5 protein-coding genes and 2 pseudogenes are annotated in these 4,902 nt (G+C 63.1%); all 7 read right to left on the reverse strand.

Annotated elements, in window-relative coordinates; genetic code table 11:
* Positions 1–985 (reverse strand): F0F1 ATP synthase subunit alpha (gene atpA, locus WAN02_RS30595; RefSeq protein WP_422269127.1); only part of this gene is annotated, 985 nt, incomplete at its 3' end.
* Between the two features lie 46 nt (positions 986–1,031).
* Positions 1,032–2,372 (reverse strand): annotated as a pseudogene (locus tag WAN02_RS30600) (F0F1 ATP synthase subunit B/delta).
* Between the two features lie 7 nt (positions 2,373–2,379).
* Positions 2,380–2,874: a F0F1 ATP synthase subunit B gene (locus WAN02_RS30605; protein WP_422269128.1), complete on the reverse strand. Its 495-nt coding sequence runs from the start codon at positions 2,872–2,874 to the stop codon at positions 2,380–2,382.
* 8 nt (positions 2,875–2,882) lie between these two features.
* Positions 2,883–3,128, reverse strand: coding sequence for a F0F1 ATP synthase subunit C (locus WAN02_RS30610; protein WP_219067094.1), 246 nt, complete (start codon positions 3,126–3,128; stop codon positions 2,883–2,885).
* Between the two features lie 77 nt (positions 3,129–3,205).
* Entirely contained in the window at positions 3,206–3,958 is a 753-nt protein-coding gene (gene atpB / locus WAN02_RS30615; RefSeq protein ID WP_422269129.1) for a F0F1 ATP synthase subunit A, read from the reverse strand.
* Positions 3,951–4,400 carry an ATP synthase subunit I gene (locus WAN02_RS30620; protein WP_422269130.1) on the reverse strand — a complete coding sequence of 150 codons (450 nt, stop codon included), beginning with the start codon at positions 4,398–4,400 and terminating at the stop codon, positions 3,951–3,953. The genes atpB and WAN02_RS30620 overlap by 8 nt, the downstream gene beginning before the upstream one ends.
* A 223-nt stretch (positions 4,401–4,623) precedes the next feature.
* A pseudogene (locus WAN02_RS30625) lies at positions 4,624–4,902 on the reverse strand (undecaprenyl-phosphate alpha-N-acetylglucosaminyl 1-phosphate transferase); the annotation flags it as partial.

Genomic DNA, 4,902 nt, shown 5'->3' on the forward strand with positions numbered 1-4,902 from the left:
CCGGCAGGCCGGTCATCGAGCCGCCGCCGAGCTCGTCGGACAGCTTGGCGCAGCGCTCCAGTAGCCGCGAGTGCAGGTAGAACACGTCACCCGGGTAGGCCTCACGTCCGGGCGGACGGCGCAGCAGCAGCGAGATCGCCCGGTAGGCCTCGGCCTGCTTGCTCAGGTCGTCGAAGACGATCAGCACGTGTTTGCCGGCGTACATCCAGTGCTGGGCAATAGCCGAACCGGTGTAAGGCGCAAGCCATTTGAACCCGGCAGCGTCGGACGCCGGCGCGGCGACGATGGTGGTGTAGTCCATCGCGCCGCCCTCATCGAGGGCACGCCGGACCGACGCGATCGTGGTGCCCTTCTGGCCGATGGCCACGTAGACGCAGCGCACCTGCTTCTTCTCGTCGCCGGTCTCCCAATTCTCGCGCTGGTTGAGGATGGTGTCGACGCACACCGCGGTCTTGCCGGTCTTGCGGTCACCGATGATCAGCTGACGCTGGCCACGACCGATCGGCGTCATTGCGTCGATAGCCTTGATGCCGGTCTGCAGCGGCTCCGAGACGCTTTGCCGCTGCACCACCGATGGGGCCTGGATCTCCAGCGCGCGATGGGTTTCCGCCTTGATGTCGCCCTGGCCGTCGATCGGCTCGCCCAGTGGGTTGATCACACGGCCCAGGAACTCGTCGCCGACGGGCACCGAGAGAACCTCGCCGGTGCGCTTGACCTGTTGTCCTTCTGCGAGCTTCTCGGAGTCACCCAGGATCACCGCGCCGACGCTGTGCTCGTCGAGGTTCAGCGCGACGCCGAGGACCCCACCGGTGAACTCGAGGAGTTCCTGGGTCATCACCGACGGCAAGCCCGCGACGTGTGCGATGCCATCTCCGGTATCGACGACGGTGCCCACCTCTTCCTTGGTGGTGTCGGAGGTGAAGGAGCTTACGTACTCCTCGATCGCGCCCTGAATGTCGTCAGCCGAGATTGTCAACTCTGCCATGGCTTTTCGTTCTTCCTGCTTGTCGATGGTATTACGTCGGTAGTGGTCAGTCCGGCAATTGGGTCTGGGCCGCGGCAAGACGCGATGAAAGCGTCCCGTCGATGATCTCGTCGCCAACCGAAATTGCGAGCCCGCCGAGCAGCTCTGGGTCGATGGAGACCTGTGCTGTGACGGGATGGCCGTAGATCCGGCTCAGCACCTCGGTGAGGCGGGTGTGCTGGGCGTCGCTGAGTTCGGTTGCTGCGCTTACCTGCGCGACGACCTCGCCACGTCGAGCCACCGCCACTTCCGCCAGGTTCTGCACTGCCGCTTCGGCCGGCTGTCCGCGGAGCAACTCGACCGTCTTGGCGAGCAGGTCAGCCGTTATCGCGTTGACGCCGGCGCCCGCGCTGGCGAGGACGTTGCGCAGCAACTGAACTCGCGCATCCGCAGGCACCTCGTAGTTACCCAGCAAGATGGCAAGCCGCGGCTGAGCGTCGAGAATGCGGGAGAACCGGAACAACTGGTCTTCCACCTCGTCGACCTCGCCGGCCTTTTCGGCGCGGATCTACAGGGCTTGGCGTGCTGCCAGTTGGATTGCGTCGACAAGATCGGTTTCGGCCGACCAGCGTTCGGAGACCGCGGCTTTGAGGACATCTAGGGCGGGCTGACCGACCTTGCCTGACACCAGTCGCTCGACCAATTGGACTCGCGGCGATGAGTCCTCGGAGGGCTGCGTGAGGTAGCGGGTAAGCACCCTTTCGTGGATCAGCAGCGCGGCGACAGACGTCAGATCGTCCGCGAGCGTCGACAAGCCGTTGTCGTCAAGGCTGTCGGCGATCCCACCGAATTGGTCCAGCAGACCCGTCAGCGCCAGCCGGCTGGCCGAACGCATCTTGGTCGCGACGGCGTACTGGATTTCGGCCGTGGAGGCCGCCATCTCGTCGAGATCGTTCAGGAACCGGTCCACGGTCGCTGACTGCTGGGCGGGTTCAGCGACGTAACCGCGCACCAGTTCACCTGCCCGGTGGACAGATTCGGCACCGATATCTTGGCGCAGCTGACGGATCAACTGCGCACGCAACAGCTCCACTTGCTTGGCGCCCTGCTGCTTTATCCGCTCGGCATCACTTTCGGCCTGAGCACGCAATTGCTCGCCGATGCGCTCTGCGTCTGCCTGCGCCTCGTCAGTCAGATGCCGCGCCTCGGCCTTGGCATCTTCCTTCGCCTTCTCGTGGGCGCGGCTGGCTTCCGCGAGTCGGTCGGCGGCAGCCGCGGAGTCCGCCAGTTGTTGGCGTACCGCGTTTTGCTGGTTCGCCATCATCGTGCGCACCGGCGGCACGACAAAGCGCACGACCAACCACACGATGACGGCGAACCCGATGAGCTGCCCGATGAATGTTGACATTTGGTGCTTACCGTCCCGAGACCGAGGTGGAGATCTCGACGCCGAGGATGCGGCTCGCCAGCGTGGTGGAGATGCTCTCTACCCGCGTGCGAAGATCCGCAGCCACGGCGTCACCCTCCCGCTTGAGCTGCTCGGCGGCGTCTTGCAGAGTCGAGGAAACCTGCTCCTCGGCCTGTCGACGCTTTTCGTCGACGACCTTTCGGCCCTCTGCCCGAGCCTCGTCGCGAGCAGCCGATGCCGTAACCCGAGCGGCGGACAGCGCCTTCTCGTAGTCCTCCTGGGCAGCGGCGAACTGCTCGGCCGATTTCTTGTTGTCAGAAGCCGTTTTGGTGACCATGTTTTCGCGCTCTTTGAGCACCTTCGAGATCGGCGGAACCACGAAGGTGCCGATCACGCCGAGCACGATCAAAAAGATGATCAGTACAACGAAGAAGGTGCCGTTAGGGACGAGGAAGTTACTCCCCCCTCCCTCGGCAACGACCGAAGCGCCCATGTCACCCATCTCGACTGTTACTTGACCGGGGTGGCGAAGACGAACAGCGCCATGAAGGCCAGGTTGATGAAGTAGGCGGCCTCGACCAGACCCACCGTGATGAAGAACGGTGTGAACAGTCGGCCTTGCGCCTCGGGCTGTCGGGCGATGCCGGAGATCAGCGCGTTACCGGCGACACCGTCACCGATACCGGCGCCGATCGCGCCACCTGCCATGATCAGCCCGCCGCCGATGAGGGCGCCAGCAGCGATTGTGGGGTTCATTGCTTATCCTCCTTGATGTTTGGTAGCGGTCTACCAAGTCTGTCGTGTTTGTTGGAGCCAGCGTTTGTCGTGCGGTGCTACTCGTGTTCCCCTTCCAGCTCCATCGCTTGACTGAAATACAGGATCGTCAGCAGCGCGAAGATGAACGCCTGGATTGCGCCCACGAATAAGTCGAATGCCTTCCAGATCGCGTTCGGCGCCCACATGATGTACGGCGGGAAAAGCGCGATCAGCGAGACCAGGATGCCGCCTGCGAAGATGTTGCCGAAAAGTCGGAGCGACAACGAGATCGGCTTGGCGAGTTCTTCCACCACGTTGATCGGTGCAAGCACGGCGACGTGTCCCTTGAGCACCGCGACCGGGTGTCCGATGATGCCGCGGCGCCAGATTCCCGCCACGTGGTAACAGATGAACACGAAGAGAGCCAGCGCGAGCACGTAGTTGATATCTGCGGCGGCCGACGAGAGCAGCTCGGTGGTTTTTCCGTGGTCGGTGTATTGCAACGGCAGTACCGACAACCAGTTCGAGATCAGGATGTAGACGAAAAGCGTGACGGCCAGCGGTAACACGAACGGTGCGATTCGCATGCCGATCGCGCTCTCGATCTGGTTGCGCATCTGAACGGTGATCGCCTCGAAGAACAACTGCACACCGCCCGGGACACCCGTCGAAGTGACTTTGGCACGGAGAAAGAATGCCAGCCCGATGACGATGACGGCAGCGATCGCGGACGAGGTCACGGTGTCGACGTTGACGGTCAAACCGAACCAGTTGGCGGTTTCGTGATGACCGACCTCGATCGCGCCGTCGGCCAGAAACGCCTCAGTCATTGCTGTTTCCTGTCCCTTCAATCGCGTCGGCCGTCCCGGCACGCAGCTTCTTCATCACCGGCAGCGCGGTCGTCAGCACCAGCAACACCTGGAAGAGCGCGAGCCCGAATACCACGCCAAGCCCCGCTGGCCGGAAGACGAATGCGATCGCCAATCCGATCGTCGTGATGACCAGCAACCGCGTCGCTGAATTCAGCGCCATTTTCTTTTTCAGCGGGTGCGCATCCGCGGTGATAGCCGCAACGGAGCGCTGCACGCCGAGAGCGTTGAGCAAACCCAGCAGGAGTCCCATTCCGAAGAACAAGCCGACCTTCGGGCTGCCAAGCCAGGCAGCGATTGCGACCGCGACGACGGTGAGCGCCAGAGAGGTAACAAACAGCCGAACCGGCCGGAAAGCAACGGAGGGAAACACCAACGGCGCGTCCTGCGCTGGTGTAGTCACTGCAGCACCTCAGTCCTCGTTCGGGGGGAGTTGCTTGGTTGCTCGTGCGTGGCCCGTAGAGCGTATCGGAGCGCTTTCACCGCACTCGCATCACCCAAGGGACAACTCCCCTTTGTCGGTCGTAAGTCGACAAGATCGGAGCGAACTCCGTCTGCCGGTGGCCGGCAACCCGCGAGGTTAATTCGGGTTCTACCAGCACCGTACCACATCGACGAGGACCCTACTACTCCTCGTCGTAGACGTCGTCGCGGCGTCGCAAAAGCGGGATCAGCGTCGCGAAAACCGCAATCGCGATCGCGCCTAACATGACCGCGGCGGTGTCGCGCGGATTGAAGAAGATCGTGCTTGCGGTACCGAAAGCGACGATGCCCACCCACAAGTAGATGATCAGCACGACGCGCCGGTGCGAATGACCGATCTGCAGCAGACGGTGATGCAGGTGCATCTTGTCGGGACTGAACGCGCTTCGGCCCGCCCGGGTGCGCCGCACGATCGCCAGCAG

Source organism: Mycobacterium sp., assembly GCF_049281135.1.
Taxonomy (GTDB): Bacteria; Actinomycetota; Actinomycetes; order Mycobacteriales; family Mycobacteriaceae; genus Mycobacterium.

Excerpts from the sequence above, each read along its gene's own strand:
- WAN02_RS30605 (WP_422269128.1), bottom strand. The coding sequence starts at position 2,874 with ATGGGTGACATGGGCGCTTCGGTCGTTGCCGAGGGAGGGGGGAGTAAC.
- WAN02_RS30610 (WP_219067094.1), bottom strand. The coding sequence starts at position 3,128 with ATGAACCCCACAATCGCTGCTGGCGCCCTCATCGGCGGCGGGCTGATC.
- atpB (WP_422269129.1), bottom strand. The coding sequence starts at position 3,958 with ATGACTGAGGCGTTTCTGGCCGACGGCGCGATCGAGGTCGGTCATCAC.